The sequence below is a fragment of the Burkholderia sp. MSMB617WGS genome (assembly GCF_001532025.2).
GTDB classification, from domain to species: domain Bacteria; phylum Pseudomonadota; class Gammaproteobacteria; order Burkholderiales; family Burkholderiaceae; genus Burkholderia; species Burkholderia savannae.
In genome coordinates this window covers 644,127-664,607 of sequence record NZ_CP013458.1, presented here as the reverse complement: position 1 = coordinate 664,607, position 20,481 = coordinate 644,127, and the positions used below count along the sequence as shown (strand labels likewise).

The window sequence follows — 20,481 nt, the reverse complement described above, 5'->3', positions numbered from 1 at the left end:
TCACAGCCCGAGCCTCCGTTTCATGTCTGCCAGGTTCTGATGCAAATCCTTGATTTCCGCCAATTCCTCGGAAGTGGGCGCCGACCGCTTCGAAAGGCTGTTGAGCCTGTCACAGCACGCGTCGTAGCGCATCTTGAGCACCGCTGCCTGAAGCTCCTCGCCTGCGATCCGTTCCTGCTCGCGCAGCCCCTCCTGCGCTGCGTCGCTCTCCGGATTCTGCTGCATCAAGTCGCGGACATTTTCATCATAGACCAGAATTTCCCGGAAAATTGCGTCGTAGGTGGCCGCGTTAGCCGAATTGCGTAGCACATCGGACAAAAGCCGGAACTCCGCCCCTTCGCCGAGCGCGCGCGCGTGGCCAACCACCTCGTCGAACAATTCCCCGTTTCTCGGCAGCGCCCGCAGCGTCGCGAGGCTCTCGTCGTCGAGCGCCGCCGCAATGCGCGGATGCATCACCAGATTGCGCAGCGCGCGCTTTTCGTTGTCCGTCACGCGCCGCCGCTCGCTGCGCGCGGGCGCCTGGCGGGCCGGCGCGGCGATCCGCGCGTCCACTTCGACGAGCGCCGCCACTTCGTCGAACGGAATCTGCAGCCGATCGGCGAACATGTGCATGATCTGCGCCCGCAACGCGTTCGCGGGCAGCGCCTGCAGCAGCGGCTTCGCGTCGAACAGCGCCTTCGCGCGCCCTTCCGGCTGGTCGAGCTCCTTGCCCGCCGTCGCCTCGTTCAGCAGGAACTGCGACAGCGGCATCGCCCGTTTCACCTGCTCCGAAAATGCATCCGTCCCGAATTCCCGCACGTAGCTGTCCGGATCGTGCTCAGGCGGCAGAAACAGGAAGCGGATCGTCCGGTTGTCCGCCGCGTGCGGCAGGCACGCCTCGAGCGCGCGCCGCGCGGCGCGCCGGCCGGCCGAATCGCCGTCGAAGCTGAAGACGACCGTGTCCGTCTGCCGCAGCAGCTTCTGCACGTGGACCGGCGTGCACGCGGTGCCGAGCGTCGCCACCGCGTTCGGAAAGCCGAGCTGCGCGAGCGCGACGACGTCCATGTACCCTTCGACGACGAGCGCATACTTTTGCTCGCGAATCGCGAGCCGCGCCTCGAACAATCCGTATAGTTCGCTGCCCTTGTTAAATAAGGGTGTCTCGGGCGAATTCAAATATTTGGGCTCGCCGCCGTCCAGCACCCGGCCGCCGAAGCCGATCACCTGCCCCTTCGCGTTGCGGATGGGAAACATGATCCGCTCGCGGAACCGGTCGTAGCGGCGCGCGACGCCATTCGCGTCGGTCTTCTCACTGACGATCACGAGGCCCGCGTCGACGAGCGAGTCGTGGCGATAGTCGTCGAACGTCGACTCGAGGTTCTGCCAGCCGTCCGGCGCATAGCCGAGCCCGAAGCGCAGCGCGATTTCGCCCGTCAGGCCGCGCCGCTTCAGGTACTGGATCGCGTTCGGCGCGCCGCGCAACTGCTTGCGGTAATAATCGCAGGCGGTCTGCATGACGTCCGACAGCGCGGTCGTGATCGACTTCGATACCGCGGGCGGCGCGTAGCCTTCGCCCGAGCCCCCCCCGCCGCCTCCACGCATCGGCGACGGCTCGTGCGGCACCGTGAGCCCGGCCGACTGCGCGAGCTCCTGCACGGCCTCGGGAAACGTGAGCCCCGCGTGCTCCATCAGGAAGCCGATTGCGGTGCCGTGCGCGCCGCAGCCGAAGCAATGATAGAACTGCTTCGTCGGACTGACCGTGAATGACGGGCTCTTCTCGTTGTGGAACGGGCACAGCCCCATGAAGTTGGCGCCGCCCTTCTTGAGCTGCACGTACCGGCCGACCACGTCGACAATGTCGACGCGGTTCAGCAAATCCTGCAGGAACGAATGCGGAATCACCGTTGGATCGATCGGAAAACGTGCCGGCCGACGCGCGCCGCCTCGGCCGGTGCGGGCCGCTTGGCGGGCTGGCGCGCGCCGCGCCGGCCGGGGGTTACTTCGAGAGCGCCGCCTTGACGAGCGCGGACACGGCCGTCATGTCGGCACGGCCGGCGAGCTTGCCCTTCAGCACGCCCATCACCTTGCCCATGTCCTGCGGGCCCGCCGCGCCCGTGTGCGCGACGGCCGCCTGCACTTCGGCCACGACCTCGGCCTCCGACAGCTGCGCCGGCAGGTACGCGGTCAGCACCGCGACTTCCGCCTGCTCCTTCTCGACCAGATCGGTGCGGCCCGCCGCCTCGAACTGGCTGATCGAATCCTTGCGCTGCTTGATCATCTTGTCGACGACCGCGGTGACGCCCGCGTCGTCCAGCGTCACGCGCTCGTCGACCTCGCGCTGCTTGATCGCCGCGAGCAGCAGACGGATCGTCGCCAGCCGCTCGCTTTCCTTCGCGCGCATCGCGGCCTTCATGTCCTCACTGATCTGGTCTCTCAGACTCATCGTATACCCGGTTTGAAAAATTTCACGTGACGCCGACCAGCGGCGTCAACACAAAAACCCGCTTGAGACGGCTTCTCAAGCGGGTTTGCTCGAATTCGGCATCGACGGGCCGCGGCGTACTCGAATCCCATCGGTGCGCCGCCTAGCGGACCACGCGGCGCCGGTAACGCTCAGTAGAGCTTCTTCGGCAGCATCTGGCTGCGGATGCGCTTGTAGTGGCGCTTCACCGCAGCGGCCTTCTTGCGCTTGCGCTCCGCGGTCGGCTTCTCGTAGAACTCGCGCGCGCGCAGCTCCGTCAGCAAACCATTCTTTTCGATCGTGCGCTTGAAGCGGCGCATCGCAACTTCGAAAGGCTCGTTTTCCTTAACGCGGATGATCGTCATGACCCGTCACGTAAAAAAAGAAAGTAAAGGTGTTGCGGAGAAAGGTTTTCGAGTATAGCAGACGCTTCGCACAAACGCACTAACCCGTCAAGCGGCGCGTGCATTCGGCGGCCGCGCGCCCGGCCGCGACGCCCGACGCCCACGCCCACTGGAAGTTGTAGCCGCCGAGCCAGCCCGTCACGTCGACCGCCTCGCCGACGAAGAAAAGGCCAGGCACGCGTGCGCTCATCATCGTCGCCGACGACAGCTCGCCCGTGTCGACCCCGCCTTTCGTCACCTCGGCCTTCCGGTAGCCCTCGGTGCCGTTCGGCGTGAGCGTCCAGCGCGACAGCGTTTCGCCGATCCGGCGCAACGTTTTGTCCGGCAGATCGGCGAGCCGCGCGTCCGCGTGCACGCGCTCCGCGTCGAGCCACGCGTGCGCGAGCCGCGCGGGCACCCATTCGGCGAGCAGCGTGCCGATCTGCCGCCGCGAGCCCGCCTTCGCGCGGATCAACTCGTTCGCCGCGTCGATCTGCGGCACGAGATCGACGTGGATCGGCTCCCCCGAGCGCCAGTAGCTCGAAATCTGCAGGATGCCGGGCCCGGACAGCCCGCGATGGGTGAGCAGAATATCTTCGACGAACTCACCGCCCCCCTTCTTCGCGCCGGTCGACACCCGCGCCTCGACCGACACGCCCGACAGCGCCGCGAACGGCGCCCACGCGTCGGTCGCGAAGGTCAGCGGCACGAGCGCCGGCCGCGTGTCGACGAGCTTGTGGCCGAACTGTTTCGCGATCCGATAGGCAAAATCGGTCGCGCCGATCTTCGGAATCGACAGCCCGCCTGTCGCGACGACGAGCGCCTGCGCGCCGATCGCGCCCGCGCTCGTGTCGAGCGCGAAGCCGTCCGCGTGCGCGTGGCGCACCGCGCCGACCGACACCGGCCGCCGCCACGCGACGCCGCCCGCGTCGCATTCGCTTTTCAGCACGTCGATGATCGCGTCGCTCGAGTGGTCGCAGAAGAGCTGACCCTTGTGCTTCTCGTGCCACGTGACGCGATAGTTCTTCAGCAGCCCGAGGAAATCGCGCGGCGTGTAGCGCGCGAGCGCCGAGCGGCAGAAACGCGGATTCGACGACAGGTAGTTGTCCGGCCCCGCGTACAGGTTCGTGAAGTTGCAGCGCCCGCCGCCCGAAATGCGGATCTTCTCCGCGAGCCGCGGCGAGTGATCGAGCAGCACGACGCGCCGGCCGAGCCGCCCCGCCACCGCGGCCGTCATCATGCCGGCCGCGCCCGCGCCGATCACTGCGATATCGAAAGTTTCCATGGCGCGGATTGTACCCGCGTCGCGCGCCGCTTCGCCCGCGCGCCGGCGGGCGAAGCGGCCGCACTGTTATACTTTTCTGTTACGTTGATTTCCGGCCGCGCGCGCGTCGACGCGGCCACGGCACACCATCATGCTCGTTCTCGGCATCGAAAGCTCCTGCGACGAAACCGGCCTCGCGCTCTACGACACCGAGCGCGGCCTGCTCGCGCACGCGCTCCACTCGCAGATCGCGATGCACCGCGAATACGGCGGCGTCGTCCCCGAGCTCGCGTCGCGCGACCACATTCGCCGCGCGCTGCCGCTGCTCGAGGAAGTGCTCGCCGCGAGCGGCGCGCGCCGCGAGGACATCGACGCGATCGCGTTCACGCAAGGGCCCGGCCTCGCGGGCGCGCTGCTCGTCGGCGCGAGCATCGCGAACGCGCTCGCATTCGCGTGGGACAAGCCGACGATCGGCATCCATCATCTCGAAGGGCATCTGCTTTCGCCGCTCCTCGTCGCCGAGCCGCCGCCGTTTCCGTTCGTCGCGCTGCTCGTGTCGGGCGGACACACGCAACTGATGCGCGTGACCGACGTCGGCGTCTACGAGACGCTCGGCGAGACGCTCGACGACGCCGCGGGCGAAGCGTTCGACAAAACCGCGAAGCTGCTCGGCCTCGGCTATCCGGGCGGCCCCGAAGTGTCGAAGCTCGCCGAGACCGGCACGCCGGGCGCGGTCGTGCTGCCGCGCCCGATGCTTCATTCGGGCGACCTCGACTTCAGCTTCAGCGGATTGAAGACCGCGGTGCTCACGCAGATGAAGAAGCTCGAAGCGGCGCACGCGTGCGGCGCCGAGCTCGAGCGCGCGAAGGCCGATCTCGCGCGCGGCTTCGTCGACGCGGCCGTCGACGTGCTCGTCGCGAAGTCGCTCGCCGCGTTGAAGAAGACGCGGCTCAAGCGGCTCGTCGTCGCGGGCGGCGTCGGCGCGAACCGGCAACTGCGCGCCGCGCTGTCGGCGGCGGGCACGAAACGCGGCTTCGACGTTCATTACCCCGACCTCGCGCTTTGCACCGACAACGGTGCGATGATCGCGCTCGCGGGCGCGCTTCGGCTCGCGCGCTGGCCGTCGCAGGCGAGCCGCGACTATGCGTTCACGGTGAAGCCGCGCTGGGATCTCGCGTCGCTCGCGCGATAACGCGCGGAACAAAAACACGGCGCGCCCGTCGAGCGCGAATCCGACGAGACATTACCGCTGCGGGATCGCCGCGCTGCGCGATGCCGTATCGCGGAGGCGCGTTGCGCGACCTCGATACGCGACGAGAAGCACGCGTAGACGGCGATGCGACCGCGCCGCCGCGCGTGCGCCTTCGGCACCTGCCGTCATGCGCCGCGCCCGCTCGGCACGTTGATCGATCGCGATTGCCGCCGATTCGCGCAGCGAGCCGACGCCCGGGCCGCAACAGAACTGCCGCTCCCGCAACACGCGCATTCGCCGTTAGGCGCTACAATACGAAAGGGGCCGCTCGAATCGAGCGGCCCCTTTCTCAGCGCGACGACAAACGCCGCACGCGCCTTATGCGGCGCGCCGCTTGTCGCGCTCGATCAGCGCATATGCGCTGTGATTGTGGATCGATTCGAAGTTCTCCGCTTCGAGCACGTACGCGACGATCCGCTCGTCGGCATCGAGCCGCCGCGCGACATCGCGCACCAGATCCTCGACGAACTTCGGATTCTCGTACGCGCGCTCGGTGACGAACTTCTCGTCGGGACGCTTGAGAAGGCCCCACAGCTCGCACGACGCCTCTTCCTCGGCGATCCGGATCAGATCCTCGAGCGGCACGTCGGCCGCGAGCTCCGCATCGATCGTCACGTGCGAGCGCTGGTTGTGCGCGCCGTACTGCGAAATCTTCTTCGAGCACGGGCAAAGGCTCGTCACCGGCACGAGCACCTTGGCGAACACGCGCGCGACGCCGTCACGCACGTCGCCCGTCAGCGTCACCTCGTAGTCGAGCAGGCTGCGCACGCCCGACACGGGCGCCGTCTTGTTCACGAAATACGGAAACGACACTTCGATGCGCCCCGCCTGCGCCTCGAGCTTCTCGAGCATCGTCGCCAGCATCGCGCGGAACGCGTCGGCCGTCAGCGGGCCGTCGCTTTCCTCGAGCAGCGCGACGAAGCGCGACATGTGCGTGCCCTTCTGATCGGCCGGCAGATGCACGTCGAGATTCCAGGTGCCGACGGTGGCCTGCGTCCCGCCTTCGGCGGTGCGCACCGTCAACGGATGCCGGACCGCGCGCACGCCGACGCGCTGAATCGGCATCTGCCGGGTGTCGACCGTGCTCTGCACGTCGGGCATCACGAATTCGGGATTCATCAGGTTCATCTTGTTCGATCCTTGTAGGGCCACGCAGCACGTATCGTCGTATGCCGCACGACCTGCCGGAAATGCAACATGGGCCCGCAGGCCCATGCATGAAGGGGAAAGCCGTCGCGCGCCCGCCGCGCGGCGGCTCGATGCGACGTTATGCGACGCGCTTCGCCGGGCTCGCGACGTTCGCGCCGTGGCTCAGGAAGCGCTCGCGAATCGATTTCGCAATGCCGTCGCCGTCGAGACCGCACATCGACAGCAGCTTCGCCGGATCGCCGTGATCGACGAAGCGGTCCGGCAGGCCGAGCTGCAACACCGGACGGATCACGCCGCCTTCCAGCATCGCCTCGACGCACGCGGACCCCGCGCCGCCCATCACGCAGCCTTCCTCGACGGTGACGAGGTAGTCGTGCGTCTGCGCGAGCTCCTGCACGAGCTCGGCGTCGATCGGCTTCACGAAGCGCATGTTCGCGACGGTCGCGTCGAGCGCCTCGGCCGCCGCGAGCGACGGCGCGACCATCGTGCCGAACGCGAGGATCGCGATGCGCTTGCCTTCCGGCTGCGACGTGCGGCGACGCACTTCGCCCTTGCCGAGCGCAATCTCGGTGAACGCCTTGACGGTCGCGACGCCCGTGCCCGCGCCGCGCGGATAACGAACCGCGGTCGGATTCGGCTGCTGCAGCGCGGTGTGCAGCATCTGGCGGCACTCGTTCTCGTCAGATGCGGCCATCACCGTCATGTTCGGGATGCAGCGCAGGAACGCGAGATCGTACGCGCCCGCGTGCGTCGCGCCGTCCGCGCCGACGAGACCCGCGCGGTCGATCGCGAACACGACGGGCAGATTCTGCAGCGCGACGTCGTGAATCAGCTGGTCATAGGCGCGCTGCAGGAACGTCGAGTAGATCGCGACGACGGGCTTGAGCCCTTCCGTCGCGAGGCCGCCCGCGAACGTCACCGCGTGCTGCTCGGCGATGCCGACGTCGTAGTAGCGCTCCGGAAAGCGCTTCTCGAACTCGACCATGCCCGAGCCCTCGCGCATCGCCGGCGTGATGCCGACCACGCGCGAATCGAGCTCCGCCGCGTCGCACAGCCACTCGCCGAACACCTGCGTGTAGGTCTTCTTCGCGGGCGTCGCCGACGGCTTGATGCCCTCCGCCGGATTGAACTTGCCGGGGCCGTGGTAGAGCACCGGATCGGCCTCGGCGAGCTTGTAGCCCTGGCCCTTCTTCGTCACGACGTGCAGGAACTGCGGCCCGCGCAGCTCCTTGATGTTCTGCAGCGTCGGGATCAGCGAATCGAGATCGTGGCCGTCGATCGGCCCGATGTAGTTGAAGCCGAACTCCTCGAAGAGGGTCGCGGGCACGACCATGCCCTTCGCGTGCTCCTCGAGCTTGCGCGCGAGCTCGAGCACCGGCGGCGCGACGCTCAGCACGCGCTCGACGCCCGCGCGCGCGGCCGCATAGAAGCGGCCCGACATCAGGCGCGCGAGATGGCGGTTCAGCGCGCCGACGGGCGGCGAGATCGACATGTCGTTGTCGTTCAGGATCACGAGGAGCTTCGCATCCTCGGACACGCCCGCGTTGTTCATCGCTTCGAACGCCATGCCGGCCGTCATCGCGCCGTCGCCGATCACCGCGATCGAGAAGCGGTCGTCGCCGCTCAGCTTGCTGCCGATCGCCATCCCGAGCGCGGCCGAGATCGACGTGCTCGAATGCGCGGTGCCGAACGTGTCGTATTCGGACTCCGAACGACGCGGGAAGCCGGAGATGCCGTCCAGCTGGCGCAGCGACTTCATCGCGTCACGGCGGCCCGTCAGAATCTTGTGAGGATAGGTCTGGTGACCGACGTCCCACACGATCCGGTCGTCCGGCGTGTCGAACACGTAATGCAGCGCAATCGTCAGCTCGACCGTGCCGAGATTGGACGACAAGTGGCCGCCCGTCTTCGACACGCTGTCGAGGACGAACGCGCGCAGCTCGTCGGCGAGCGGCTGCAGTTGGCGACGATCGAGACGGCGCAGGTCCGCCGGGTCGTCGATGGTTTTCAGCAAGTCGTACATCGTCGTTCCATTGTAGGAAAACAAACGCGCCCGCACTTCTTGCGCGCACCACCCGTAGCGTGGGCGCGGCGGCGGGCTTTCGCGTCAGCTGACCCGGTTCACCACCAGGTCCGCCAGTTCGGCCAGGCGCTGCGCGCGCGCGCCGAACGGCTCAAGCGCGGCGTGCGCATCGGCGCGCAGTTGCGCGGCAAGCGCGCGCGACGCGTCGAGGCCGATGATCGACACGTAGGTCGGCTTGTCGTTCGCCGCGTCCTTGCCGGCCGTCTTGCCAAGCGTCGCGGAATCGGTGGTGACGTCGAGAATGTCGTCCACCACCTGGAACGCGAGGCCGACGGCGGCCGCGTAGGCATCGAGCGCGCGCATCCCGTCTTCGGACGGCGCCTCGCCCGCGAGCGCGCCCATTCGCACCGACGCGCGCAACAGCGCGCCCGTCTTCATTCGGTGCATCGTCTCGAGCGCGTCGCGCGACAGCGCGTGGCCGACGCTCGCGAGATCGATCGCCTGGCCGCCCGCCATGCCGATCGAGCCGCTCGCGAGCGCGAGCTCGCGCACGAGCGCGGCCTGCCTGCCGGCCGGCAGCGCGGCGGCGTCCGTCAGCGCGACGAAGGCCTGCGACTGCAGCGCGTCGCCGACGAGCAGCGCGGTGGCCTCGTCGTACTTGACGTGGACGGTCGGCTTGCCGCGACGCAGCGCGTCGTCGTCCATGCACGGCATATCATCGTGCACGAGCGAATACACGTGAATCATCTCGAGCGCCGCCGCGGCGGCGTTCAGCGCCGCCTCGGACGCACCCGTGAGCTCGCCCGCCGCATGGCACAGCAGCGGACGCACCCGTTTGCCGCCCCCGAGCACCGCATAGCGCATCGCTTCGTGCAGTTGCGCGGGCGCCGCAGTCTCGGCCGGCAAGTAATGGCCCAGGGCCGTCTCGACGCGCTCGAGCACCGAGCGCATCCATTGGTCGAATGTCATAGATCGTCGTCTTCGCCGTCCGCGGCGGCCGTTCCGGCGGAAAGCGGCTTGAGCGTGGCGCCGTCGAGCACGCGCACCTGCTGCTCCGCTTTTTCCAATTGTTGTTGGCAAAACGCAACGAGCGCTGCGCCGCGGCGATACGCCGCAAGCGAATCCTCGAGGCTCAGCGTCCCGCCCTCCATTCGGGCGACGAGCGCCTCCAGTTCCGCGAGCGCCATCTCGTAGTTTTCAGGCAGCGGCCCGGAACCGGGGTCGGACGCGGACGCGCCTGGGGTTGCGGTTTTCGCCATGGACGGGGTGTCAAAATTCAAAACAAGTCGGACATTCTACGGCAAAAGCAAATTTTCCGACCTGCTGACTTGGCTTCGCAGGGCCCGATCGCCGCGCGCCGCGTGTGCAAATCGCACGAAGTGCGTCCGAATTCCGGGAAAAATTTGACACAAATCAGTCACTTATATCACCCCAAGAAAGTTGATCCGGGTATAATCGCCGGTTCCCCTAAATCGAATTTTCGATGGTTGGGTTGTTCACTGCTTTCACGCTTTCACCGGGAGTGGGAATGTCCAATCTGAGCGACGCACTGCAATTGAAGTCGGCACACAGCCAACTTCCCGTCACCGCTTATTTCGATGAGGCGCTCCTTGCGCGCGAAATCGAAACACTTTTCAAGAAAGGACCTCGCTACGTCGGGCACGAATTGATGGTGCCCGAAGCGGGAGACTATTTTGCGCTGCCCTCCGAGAACGAAGGCCGCGTGCTGGTTCGCAACCAGGCTTCGCAGGTCGAGCTGCTCTCGAACGTGTGCCGCCACCGCCAGGCGATCATGCTGAACGGTCGCGGGCACACGCAGAACATCGTCTGCCCGCTGCATCGCTGGACCTACGATCTCGAGGGCCAACTGCTCGGCGCGCCGCATTTTCCGGACAAGCCCTGTCTGAATCTGCACGCGACGCCGTTACAGAACTGGCAGGGCCTGCTGTTCGAAGCCGAGGGCCGCGACGTCGCGCACGACCTCGCGACGCTCGGCACGAAGCACCACTTCGATTTCTCGGACTACATGTTCGATCACGTCGAAATCCACGAGTGCAATTACAACTGGAAGACCTTCATCGAGGTCTACCTCGAGGACTATCACGTCGTCCCGTTCCATCCGGGTCTCGGCAGCTTCGTATCGTGCGACGACCTGAAGTGGGAGTTCGGCGACTGGTACAGCGTGCAGACGGTCGGCGTGCACAATGCGCTCGCGAAGCCGGGCAGCCCGACGTACCAGAAGTGGCACGATCAGGTTCTCCGCTATCGCAACGGCGTGCCGCCGGAGTTCGGCGCGATCTGGATGGTCTACTATCCGGGCCTCATGATCGAGTGGTATCCGCACGTGCTCGTCGTGTCGTGGCTGATTCCGCGCGGCCCGCAGAAAACGACGAACATCGTCGAATTCTATTATCCCGAGGAAATCGCGCTGTTCGAGCGCGAGTTCGTCGAGGCGGAGCGCGCCGCTTACATGGAAACCGCGATCGAGGACGACGAGATCGCGCTGCGCATGGACGCGGGCCGCCGCGCGCTGATGGAGCGCGGCGAATCGCAGGTCGGCCCGTATCAGAGCCCGATGGAAGACGGCATGCAGCACTTCCACGAGTTCCTGCGCCGGCAGCTCGACGCGATCTGAGCGGGAGCTCGAAACGCCGCGCGCGACATTCGCCGAAACCTCGCTCGATCCGGCCTCGCGCCGGGCCGGCACGGAAAAGACGGGCTGCGGCCCGTCTTTTTTTGTTTAGACTTAGAGCATCTGGCCCGTATCTCCAAGGGAGGCGTCATGCCACACACTCACTACACCACGCTCATCTCGGCCGACAATCTCGCCGAACGCATCGCGGCCGCGCCGGGCAGCGTGCTCGTATTCGATTGCCGCTTCGATCTCGCCGATACCGACCTGGGCGAGCAAGCGTACGCGGCCGGCCACATTCCCGGCGCGCACTATCTGCATCTCGACCGCGACCTGTCCGGCGCGAAAACCGGCACGAACGGCCGTCACCCGCTGCCCGCGCGCGATGCGCTCGTCGACACGCTGAAGGCGCACGGGCTCAGGCAGAATCAGCAGGTCGTCGCATACGACGCGCAAGGCAGCATGTACGCGGCGCGCCTGTGGTGGCTGCTGCGCTGGCTCGGCCACGATTCCGTCGCGGTGCTCGACGGCGGCCTGCAAGCGTGGCAATCGGCGGGCCACGCGGTGTCGCAGGACACGCCGCAACGATCGACGGGCGATTTCCGCGCGGCCGCGCCGCTCGCGACGGTCGTCGACGCGCAGGCAGTGCTCGCGAATCTCTCGACGAAAGACCGCCTCGTGATCGACGCGCGCGCCGCCGACCGCTATCGCGGCGAGAACGAAACGATCGATCGCGTCGGCGGGCACATCCCCGGCGCGCTCAATCGCTTCTTCAAGGACAACCTGACGGCGGACGGCCGCTTCAAGAGCGGCCACGAACTGCGCGAGGCCTTCAATCCGCTGCTCGGCTCGACGCCGTCGAACAAGGTGATCCTGCAATGCGGCTCCGGCGTCACCGCATGCCACAATGCGCTCGCGATGGAGATCGCCGGCCTGCACGACCCGGCGCTTTATGCGGGCTCGTGGAGCGAGTGGAGCGCCGATCCGTCCCGCCCTGTCGCGACCGGCGCGAATCCGTAAGCGACACGGCACGCGCGCCGCCGCTCGAATGCGGCGGCGGCGCGCGGCGGCGTCACATCACGCCGTGATCCCGGAACCAGGCGACGGCGCGCTTCCAGCCGTCGTCGGCATCCGCCTTCACGTAACTCGGACGATAGTCGGCAAAGAACGCGTGGCCCGCGTCCGGATACACGACGATTTCCGATTCGCGCGCCGCCTTCGTGCCGGCCGCCGCGAGACGCGTGCGCATTTGCGCGAGCGAGCTCTGCGGAATGCTGTCGTCCTTGCCGCCGTACAGCCCGAGCGTCGGCGCCTTCAACTGCGCCGCATGATCGACCGGGTTGAACGGCGTCATCTCGCTCGTCTCGCCGACCACCCTGCCGTACCACGCGACCGCCGCGCGCACGTGCGGGTTGTGCTCGGCGAACAGCCACGCCTGCCGGCCGCCCCAGCAGAAACCCGTCACGCCGAGCCGCGATAGATCGCCCCCGTTCTTTCCCGCCCACGCGAGCGTCGCGTCGAGGTCCTCGCTCACCTGGCGATCCGGCACCTTGCCGACCACCTGCTCGAGCACCGCCTGGATCGACGGATACTTCGACGGATCGCCCTGCCGCGCGAACAGATCCGGCGCGATCGCCAGATAGCCGAGTTTCGCGAAGCGTCGGCAGATGTCGGCGATGTGCGCGTGCACGCCGAAAATCTCATGGATCACGACGATCACGGGCAAGTTGCTCTTGCCGGCCGGTTGCGCGCGATAGGCGGGCACGCTCGAATCGCCCGAGCGGATCTCGACGGTATCGACGTCGAGGCCGGCGCTGTCGGTCGTGATCGTCTGCGCGGACACGGGCAGCACGGCGGCGGCGAAGGTGCCGCCGAGCGCCGCCTTGACGAACGTGCGACGGCTGAACGGAACGTGCGGAACTAGGCTGTCGACTTCGGGTTTCAACATGGATGCGCTCCTCTCCTCTCGTGGTCGCGCGGCACACGCGGCGGCGACATGAATTCGAACCGCGGCGGCCCGCGCGCGACGCAGCCGCGCCGGGCGTCGCCGCCCGCCCCGCCGAAGCGGAACCCGCACACGATGCCCGCCATACGGAAAGGCGTCAACCTTTTGTCAGAAGTTAAAGCGATCGCCGCGCCGGCCGCGCGTTCGCGAGCGGATAATCGCGCGCCGCCGCCGAATCGCCTTTTCCTGCGATTCCGGTATGCCGCGTCGAGATGCAGCTCGGCGACGGACGACGCACGCGCGCATCCGCAAACTGCCAACGCCCTCGAACGCCGCGCGACGCACGAGCGCGACACGAACGATCGGCCGTCGCGACGCGCGCGCAACGCAAGCGTTGCGCATCGCCACGTTCACGCCGCGGCGATGGTCGAATCGCACTTGCAATTTCTCATTCACATTCATACGGATTCCTATCCACACATTTCTTTTCTCCTTTTATAACGAGATAAGTCACCGTCGACACACGCATTTCGGGAAAACATCGGATTGCAAAACAAGCACGATTGCCCGCATGATTCGCTGGCGCGCCCTGCGCGCAGCCGACGACGCTCCCGCCAACGATCTCGGCGGAATGGAAAACGCCCGCACGCGCGAATATCGCGCGATTCATATGGCCCGGGAGCGTCGTCGGCGACAACGAACGTCCGATGCCGATCGATCTCGCATCGGCGCATCAGAATACGCAACGCCGACGAAGCACGACGAGGTTGGAATGAACAAGCCGACACGCCGCCCGACCACCGGTGATCTTTCCAACCGTCGCGAGCCGAATCGGCCGCGCCGCCCGCGACGTTCGCCCACCCGCGAGCGCGGCTCGCTCGCCGTCATCGCGGCGATCGCGATCGGCGTCGTGATCGCCGCGCTCGGCGCGGTCGATCTCGGCAATCTGTTCTATCAGCGCCGCGCGCTGCAAAGCAGCGCCGACATGGCCGCGCTCGCGGCCGCCCAGACGATGGACGACGGCTGCGCGAAACCCACCGCAACGGCGCAATCGGCGGCGCTCGGCAACGGCTTCGACAGCACCGCGTCGGGACAATCGATGACGGTCGTCTGCGGCCGATGGGACGTGAAGGACAACGCGGGGCCGAGCTTCTTCGCGGGCTCGGCGTCGGGCACGGCCACGGGCGCAGACGCACAGCTCAATGCGGTTCAGGTAACGGTCACGCGCAGCGTGCCGTACTACTTTCTCGGCTCGCAGCGCACGGTTACGGCAATCAGCACCGCGCAGGCGACCAATGTCGGCACCTACTCGATCGGCACGACGCTCGCGCAACTCCAAGGCGGCGTCGTGAACGCGCTGCTCAACGGGCTGCTCGGTACGAATCTGAATCTGTCGGTGCTGTCGTATCAGGGGCTCGCGAATTCGCGGATCAAGATCAAGGACCTGATGGCCGCCGCGAACGTCGGCACCGTGAACGCGCTGCTGAACACGCAGACGAGCGTCCCTCAACTCGCCAGCTGGATGTTAACCGCGCTGTCGCAAACCTCGGTTGCGAATGCGAACCTGCAGACGAGCCTCGGCGCATTGCAGACGATCGTCAGCGCGAACATCGCGGGTGGACAGACTTTCACGATCGGCGGCACCGCGAATTCGCCCGGCATCTTCTCGATCGGCCTGTCCGACCCGCAGGCCGCGCTCGACGCAACGTTCAGCCCGTTCGACGCGCTGTTCGTCGCGGCCGAGATCGCCACCGGCCAGAACGCGTTCTCGCTGGCGAACGGGCTCAACATCGGCGGGCTGAATGCGACTCTGCAAGTGCAGATCATCCAGCCGCCCGTGCTCGGCATCGGCGAAGCGGGCATCGATCCCGTCACGAAGACATGGCGTACGATCGCGCGCACGGCACAGGTGCGGCTCTATCTGAACATCGGTCTCGGCACCGCGAACCTGCCGCTCGGCACCCTCGGCGCGCTCGTGCCGGTGCAGGTGAACCTGCCGCTGTCGATGCAGATCGCGCCGGGGCAGGCGTGGCTCCAGTCGGCGAGCTGCACGTCCTCGCCTTCAACCTGCGCATCGGCCATCGGCGTGCAGACGGGCCTCGCGAACCTGTGCATCGGCGACACGCCGGCCAATCTGTCCGCATCGCTGCCTTTCACCTGCTCGACACCCGCGACGCTCGTCAACGTCGCGAACCTCGTGACGATCAAGGCGCTCGCGTCGTTACCGGCCGACGTGCCCGCGGGCAGCGCGCCGCCGCTCACGTTCTACGGCACGACAGGCGGCTATCAGAGCACGAACTCGAACGGCGTCGGCAGCGTGCTCGGCAATGCGCTGTCGGGCCTCGGCACCTCGCTGCAACAGACGCAGATCACGCTGCTCGGCGTCAGCCTGCCGCTCGGCCCGATTCAGACCGATCTCAACTCGTTCCTGGGCGGCGTGCTGCCGCCGATGCTGTCGGGGCTCGACGCCGCGGTCGTGCCGCTCCTGCAGTTGCTCGGCGTGCAGATCGGCGAAAGCACGATCCACGACATGTCGCTGACTTGCGGCGTGTCGCAGCTCGTGTATTGACGATGCGAGTGCGAGTGAAGAGGAGCGCGGCGTACGGGTGGATTCGCGCGGCGATCGAGTGACGTGACGGCGGGCGCGCGTCGGAGCGACTCCACGGCTTGCAATCGCTTTGAACCAAACATGCCGATCGGGGGTCACGCACGCGTCGAACGTCGAACGTCGAACGTCGAACGTCGAACGTCGAACGTCGAACGTCGAACGTCGAACGTCGAACGTCGAACGTCGAACGTCGAACGTCGAACGTCGAACGTCGAACGTCGAACGTCGAACGTCGAACGTCGAACGTCGAACGTCGAACGTCGAACGTCGAACGTCGAACGTCGAACGACTAGCGGCAGGCGTCAGCATCCTCTCGCCACGCCGCCGCTCGCAGCCTCGCTCCGCTAGTGCAACTTCACGCGCGGCAGCGTCGAGCGCCGCAGCCAATGCGCGATCGTGTCGAGCACCATCCGCGGGTAGCCGTGCAGCGCCGCGACATGCAGCCGATACAGCGACATGTACATGAAGCGCGCAAAGAGCCCTTCGATCAACATATTGCCGCCGATCAACCCGCCCATCAGATTGCCGACCGCGCTGAAGTGCCCGAGCGACACGAGCGAGCCGAAATCGCGATAAGTGAATTCCGGCAGCGGCCGGCCCTCGAGCCGGCAACCGAGCGCGCGCAGCATGAAGCTCGCCTGCTGGTGCGCGGCCTGCGCGCGCGGCGGCACGTTGCGGTCGTGCCCCGGCCACACGCAACCCGCGCAGTCGCCAAGCGCGAACACGTTCGGATCGGTCTCGGTTTGAAGTGTGCGGCGCACGGTCAGTTGACCGAGCTTGTTCACCTCGAGGCCGTCGAGCTTCGCGAGCACCGACGGCGCCTTGATGCCCGCCGCCCACACCGTCAAGTCCGCCCGCACGCTCTTGCCGCTCGCGGTGCGTACGACGCCCGGCGCGACTTCGGTCACGCGCTCGCCGAGCATCAGGCGCACGCCAAGCTTCTCGAGCAGTTCGGCGGTCGCCGTCGACACGCGCTCCTGCAACGCCGGCAGGATGCGCGGCCCCGATTCGATCAGCACGATGCCGACGTCGTGCCGCGGATCGAGCTTATGCAGCCCATACGCGGACAACACCTGCGCGGTGTTGCGCAGTTCCGCCGACAGCTCGACGCCCGTCGCGCCGCCGCCGACGATCGCGACCTGGATGCGCGGCGCGCCCGCGTCCACCGGATCTGCCGGGTCCGCGGAATCCGTCGCGGAAACGGTTTGCGCGACGGGCTCGGCGGGCTGGTGCTCGGCGCGCATGCATGCCGCGATCAGGCGCTTGCGGAACCGCTCTGCCTCCGCGACCGTATCGAGCGCGATCGAATGCTCCTGCGCGCCCTGCACACCGAAATAATGCGTCGTGCTGCCAATCGCGATGACGAGCGTGTCGTACTCAAGCTCGCGCTGCGGCAGCAGCTCGGCGCCGTCATTGTCGGCAACGGGCGCGAGCGTCACGCGCCGCGACGCGCGGTCGAGCGCGATCAGCTCGCCCTGATGGAATTCGAAGCCGTGCCAGCGCGCCTGCGCCGCGTATTCGAGCTCCTGCGTGAACGGGTCCATGCTGCCCGCCGCCACTTCGTGCAGCAGGGGCTTCCAGATATGGGTCGGGTAACGATCGACGAGCGTCACGAGCGCGCGCGCGGGCCGGTTGCCGCGCGCGCCATAGCGGTCCCCGAGGCGGGTCGCCAGTTCGAGTCCGCCCGCGCCGCCGCCGACGATGATGAAACGATGCATCCGATTCCCCTTACGATTCGAGACTGCTTGCGGTCAAGGCGGCGAGCGCGACTGCATTCGCCGCCAATCGACATCCTAACTAGTTCGGACACTTCAGGCACGCGAGCGCCTCGGCGTCGCGCATCCGTGCGGCACGAATGCGGCGGCGCCTGTGTCTGCATTGTCACGGAGTTTGTGTGACGGCCGCAAGCGCTCAAAACGAATCGGGCGCGAAGGAAACCGTGGGCGGCACGATGGAAACGGTACGCACCGTGCGCGATGCACGGCGCATACCCGCGACGCGAGCGCCGCGCGTCAGTGCGCCTCTTCCCAGTTCTCGCCGACGCCGACTTCGGCGACGAGCGGCACCTTCAGCTTCGCGACGCCGCACATCATCTCGGGCAGCTTCTCGCGCACGACCGACAGTTCGCTCTCCGGCACCTCGAGCACGAGTTCGTCGTGCACCTGCATGATCATCCGCGCGCCGAAGCCGCCGCGCTCGAGCCAATCGTCGACCGCGATCATCGACAGCTTGATCAGGTCGGCGGCCGTGCCCTGCATCGGCGCGTTGATCGCCGCGCGCTCGGCGGCCTGACGGCGCGGGCCGTTGCCGCCGTTGATCTCGGGCAGCCACAGGCGGCGGCCGAACACGGTTTCGACGTAGCCCTTCTCCTTCGCGCGCGCGCGCGTCTCTTCCATGTAGCGCGCGACGCCCGGATAGCGAAGGAAGTAGCGGTCGATGTAGAGCTTCGCCGCGTCGCGCGTGATGCCGAGGTTCGATGCGAGGCCGAACGAGCTCATCCCATAGATCAGGCCGAAGTTGATCACCTTCGCGATGCGCCGCTGATCGGACGTCACTTCGAGCGGCGTCACGCCGAACACCTCGGCCGCGGTCGCGCGATGGATGTCCTCGCCTTGCGCGAACGCGCGCAGCAGCGAATCGTCCTCCGAGATGTGCGCCATGATGCGCAACTCGATCTGCGAATAGTCGGCCGACACGATCTTGCAGCCCGGCGCCGCGATGAACGCCTCGCGGATGCGCCGCCCTTCGGGCGTGCGCACCGGGATGTTCTGCAGGTTCGGATCGTTCGACGCGAGCCGCCCCGTGACCGCCACCGCCTGCGCGTAATTCGTATGCACGCGGCCCGTGTTCGGATTGACCATCCGCGGCAGCTTGTCGGTGTAGGTCGACTTCAGCTTCGATAGGCCGCGATGCTCGAGCAGCAGCTTCGGCAGCGGATAGTCTTCCGCGAGTTTCTGCAGCACCTCTTCGTCGGTCGACGGCGCACCGCTCGGCGTTTTCTTGACGACGGGCAGTTGCAGCCGCTCGAAGAAGATCTGGCCGATCTGCTTCGGCGAGCCGAGATTGAATTCGCCGCCCGCGAGCGCATACGCGCCCTGCTCGAGCTCGACGAGCCGCGTCGCGATCTCGCTGCTCTGCCGGCTCAGCCGGTCGCTGTCGATCAGCACGCCCGTGCGCTCCATCTTGCGCAGCACGAGCGACACCGGCATCTCGATGTCGCGATACACGCGCGCAAGCCCCGGCTCGCGCGCGATCTGCGGATACAGCGCGTGATGCAGTTGCAGCGTGACGTCCGCGTCCTCGGCCGCGTACTCGGACGCCTTGTCGAGCGGCACTTCGTCGAAGCCGATCTGCTGCGCGCCCTTGCCCGCGACGTCCTCGTACTTGATCGTCTTCACGCCGAGATGGCGCAGCGCGAGGCTGTCCATGTCGTGCGTGCGGTGCGATTCGAGCACGTACGATTCGAGCAGCGTGTCGTGCTCGATGCCGTTCAGCGCGATCCCGTAATTCGCGAGCACCTGCGCGTCGTACTTCAGATGCTGGCCGAGCTTTTTCTTGCCTGCATCCTCGAGCCACGGCTTCAGTTTCGCGAGCACGTCGTCGCGCGGCAACTGGGCGGGCAGATCCGGCCCGCGATGCGCGAGCGGCACGTACACGGCCTGCCCCGGCTCCACCGAGAACGACAGGCCGACGATCTGCGCGAGCATCGGATCGAGCGAAGTCGTCTCGGTATCGAATGCGGTCAGCCCGGCGGCCGAGATTTTCGCGAGCCACGCGTCGAACTGCTCCCATGTCTGCACGGTCGCATAGTCGCGCGCGGCGGCGAGCGGCAGCTCGGCCGTCGCGCCGCCCGCCGGGTCCTGCACCGCGCCCGCCGCCGCGCCCGCGCCGTTTGCGGCGGGCTCGCTGTCGAGCTCGCGCAGCCAGGTCTTGAAGCCGTAAGTCGCGAAGATGTCGCGCAGCGCTTCGCGGCCTTCGCCTCCGGTCGCGAGCGACGTCTCGATCGATTCGACGTGCGGCGCGAGACCGCATGCGGTCTCGACCGTCACGAGCTTGCGCGCGAGCGGCAGGAAATCCGTCGCGCGGCGCAGGTTGTCGCCGACGACGCCCTTGATCTCGCCCGCGTGCTCGACGACGCCGTCGAGCGAGCCGTACTGCGTCAGCCATTTGACGGCCGTCTTCGGGCCGCACTTCTCGACGCCCGGCACGTTGTCGACGGTGTCGCCGATCAGCGACAGGTAATCGACGATCAGTTCCGGCGGCACGCCGAATTTCGCGAGCACGCCGTCGCGATCGAGCGCCTCGTTCGTCATCGTGTTGATCAGCGTGACGCGATCGGTGACGAGTTGCGCGAGATCCTTGTCGCCCGTCGACACGATCACCTGCATCCCGCGCCGCTCGGCCTGCTTGGCGAGCGTGCCGATCACGTCGTCGGCCTCGACGCCCTCGATCATCAGGAGCGGCCAGCCGAGCGCACGCACCGCCGCGTGGATCGGCTCGATCTGCAGCGCGAGATCGGGCGGCATCGGCGGGCGGTGCGCCTTGTATTCGGCGTACAGATCATCGCGGAAGGTTTTGCCCTTTGCGTCGAACACGCACGCGCTATACTCTGCACTGACATCCTTGCGCATGCGGCGCAGCATATTGATGATTCCGTAGAGCGCTCCGGTCGGCTCCCCGCCAGGGCCGCGCAAATCAGGCATCGCATGGTAAGCCCGATACAGATAGCTTGAACCATCAACCAATAGCAGGGTCTTACCTTCCAGATTTCGTTCTTCAGGCATT

Annotated in this window: 16 protein-coding genes; 5 read left to right on the top strand and 11 right to left on the bottom strand. The window is 67.0% G+C overall.

Going from position 1 to position 20,481, the window contains the following annotated elements; translation table 11 throughout:
• The 4 genes from dnaG to WT60_RS23180 all read right to left on the bottom strand — a co-directional run bounded on the left by dnaG (nt 1) and on the right by WT60_RS23180 (nt 4,117).
• Nucleotides 1-1,881, bottom strand: coding sequence for a DNA primase (dnaG, locus tag WT60_RS23195; RefSeq protein ID WP_060355646.1), 1,881 nt, complete (start codon nt 1,879-1,881; stop codon nt 1-3).
• A 94-nt stretch (nt 1,882-1,975) separates the two neighbouring features.
• Nucleotides 1,976-2,422: a GatB/YqeY domain-containing protein gene (locus WT60_RS23190; RefSeq protein ID WP_038743383.1), complete on the bottom strand. Its 447-nt coding sequence runs from the start codon at nt 2,420-2,422 to the stop codon at nt 1,976-1,978.
• Nucleotides 2,423-2,592: 170 nt separating this feature from the next.
• Nucleotides 2,593-2,805, bottom strand: a complete 213-nt coding sequence (rpsU, locus tag WT60_RS23185) for a 30S ribosomal protein S21 (protein WP_004190342.1) — start codon at nt 2,803-2,805, stop codon at nt 2,593-2,595.
• Nucleotides 2,806-2,884: 79 nt separating this feature from the next.
• Nucleotides 2,885-4,117 (bottom strand): NAD(P)/FAD-dependent oxidoreductase, encoded by a 1,233-nt coding sequence (locus WT60_RS23180; RefSeq protein WP_226377332.1) that lies wholly within the window; start codon nt 4,115-4,117, stop codon nt 2,885-2,887.
• Between the two features lie 121 nt (nt 4,118-4,238).
• Here WT60_RS23180 and tsaD point away from each other — a divergent pair, with 121 nt between their 5' ends.
• Nucleotides 4,239-5,279, top strand: coding sequence for a tRNA (adenosine(37)-N6)-threonylcarbamoyltransferase complex transferase subunit TsaD (gene tsaD / locus WT60_RS23175; protein WP_059671323.1), 1,041 nt, complete (start codon nt 4,239-4,241; stop codon nt 5,277-5,279).
• 378 nt (nt 5,280-5,657) lie between these two features.
• Here tsaD and folE2 read toward each other — a convergent pair whose 3' ends face one another.
• The 4 genes from folE2 to WT60_RS23150 all read right to left on the bottom strand — a co-directional run bounded on the left by folE2 (nt 5,658) and on the right by WT60_RS23150 (nt 9,770).
• Entirely contained in the window at nt 5,658-6,467 is an 810-nt protein-coding gene (gene folE2, locus WT60_RS23165) for a GTP cyclohydrolase FolE2 (protein ID WP_038743375.1), read from the bottom strand.
• A 139-nt stretch (nt 6,468-6,606) separates the two neighbouring features.
• Complete coding sequence (gene dxs / locus WT60_RS23160; RefSeq protein ID WP_038743373.1) at nt 6,607-8,511, bottom strand: 1-deoxy-D-xylulose-5-phosphate synthase; 1,905 nt, start codon at nt 8,509-8,511, stop codon at nt 6,607-6,609.
• Between the two features lie 84 nt (nt 8,512-8,595).
• Nucleotides 8,596-9,480 (bottom strand): farnesyl diphosphate synthase, encoded by an 885-nt coding sequence (locus WT60_RS23155; protein ID WP_059576436.1) that lies wholly within the window; start codon nt 9,478-9,480, stop codon nt 8,596-8,598.
• Nucleotides 9,477-9,770: an exodeoxyribonuclease VII small subunit gene (locus tag WT60_RS23150; RefSeq protein WP_059576440.1), complete on the bottom strand. Its 294-nt coding sequence runs from the start codon at nt 9,768-9,770 to the stop codon at nt 9,477-9,479. Before WT60_RS23150 ends, WT60_RS23155 begins: the two co-directional genes overlap by 4 nt.
• A gap of 269 nt (nt 9,771-10,039) precedes the next feature.
• Here WT60_RS23150 and WT60_RS23145 point away from each other — a divergent pair, with 269 nt between their 5' ends.
• Both WT60_RS23145 and WT60_RS23140 read left to right on the top strand, forming a co-directional pair.
• Nucleotides 10,040-11,146 (top strand): aromatic ring-hydroxylating dioxygenase subunit alpha, encoded by a 1,107-nt coding sequence (locus WT60_RS23145; RefSeq protein ID WP_060355644.1) that lies wholly within the window; start codon nt 10,040-10,042, stop codon nt 11,144-11,146.
• Nucleotides 11,147-11,293: 147 nt separating this feature from the next.
• A complete protein-coding gene (locus tag WT60_RS23140; protein ID WP_038743365.1) occupies nt 11,294-12,163 on the top strand; it encodes a sulfurtransferase in 870 nt (289 codons plus the stop codon).
• Between the two features lie 52 nt (nt 12,164-12,215).
• On the opposite strand, the gene WT60_RS23135 is transcribed toward WT60_RS23140, so the two are convergent.
• Nucleotides 12,216-13,091, bottom strand: a complete 876-nt coding sequence (locus WT60_RS23135; protein WP_038743363.1) for a dienelactone hydrolase family protein — start codon at nt 13,089-13,091, stop codon at nt 12,216-12,218.
• Between the two features lie 48 nt (nt 13,092-13,139).
• On the opposite strand from WT60_RS23135, the gene WT60_RS34675 reads away from it, so the two are divergent.
• Nucleotides 13,140-13,589, top strand: coding sequence for a hypothetical protein (locus WT60_RS34675; RefSeq protein ID WP_059576443.1), 450 nt, complete (start codon nt 13,140-13,142; stop codon nt 13,587-13,589).
• 271 nt (nt 13,590-13,860) lie between these two features.
• Nucleotides 13,861-15,657, top strand: a complete 1,797-nt coding sequence (locus WT60_RS23125) for a TadG family pilus assembly protein (RefSeq protein ID WP_059671319.1) — start codon at nt 13,861-13,863, stop codon at nt 15,655-15,657.
• Between the two features lie 383 nt (nt 15,658-16,040).
• On the opposite strand, the gene WT60_RS23115 is transcribed toward WT60_RS23125, so the two are convergent.
• Entirely contained in the window at nt 16,041-17,414 is a 1,374-nt protein-coding gene (locus WT60_RS23115; protein ID WP_059671318.1) for an NAD(P)/FAD-dependent oxidoreductase, read from the bottom strand.
• A gap of 294 nt (nt 17,415-17,708) precedes the next feature.
• Complete coding sequence (polA, locus tag WT60_RS23110) at nt 17,709-20,480, bottom strand: DNA polymerase I (protein ID WP_060355643.1); 2,772 nt, start codon at nt 20,478-20,480, stop codon at nt 17,709-17,711.
• Nucleotide 20,481 lies beyond the last annotated feature (1 nt).